The 526-nt window shown below is 61.2% G+C and carries 1 protein-coding gene; it reads right to left on the bottom strand.

The features are described 5' to 3' along the window. Window positions 1-240 precede the first annotated feature (240 nt). Window positions 241-526 (bottom strand): group II intron maturase-specific domain-containing protein (locus ACLMAL_RS39745; protein ID WP_412003790.1); only part of this gene is annotated, 286 nt, incomplete at its 5' end.

Below are 526 nucleotides of genomic sequence, written 5' to 3'. Positions count from 1 at the left end.
CGAAACCGGCACCGACAGCTACCGACTCACCCGCACCGCCCTCAACAACGCCGCTGCCACCACTTCGACGACGCTGGAGCAACCAGTATTCACCGATGCTCAGCAGTCACTGGAAATCGTGCCCTGAACAGCAGGCTATCGGCGAATTACGACACCACCTCATCCGCCGCTACGTCAGTCGGGTGGCCCAGGGGAATCTCACCCCGGGGCTCCCACAGATCCGGGCGTAACAGTCTCCCGTTACCCGGCTCTTGTCATCCTGTTCGCCAGGCATGCGGTGTCCACTGCCAGTGTCGGAACATGGCAGGGTATTTCCGGACCGCGTTTTTTGTAGGCGCGACGGGCTTTCTTCACCGGTTTCAGCCGCCGATATTTGCAGCGGATCCAGCGCACCAGGTAGGAGTTGATGCGCGTCAGGAGGGGATGCATCGCGGAGGGATAGAACGCTCCGTAATACCGCATCCAGCCGGTCACGACCGGATTGATCGATCTGGCCAGTTGGGCGAAGGTCGAGCCGATCCGGTGA

The sequence above is a fragment of the Nocardia sp. CWNU-33 genome (assembly GCF_046764895.1).
GTDB lineage: Bacteria > Actinomycetota > Actinomycetes > Mycobacteriales > Mycobacteriaceae > Nocardia.
Note: the sequence above shows the minus strand (reverse complement) of the source record. Positions and strands in the feature narration are given on the sequence as shown.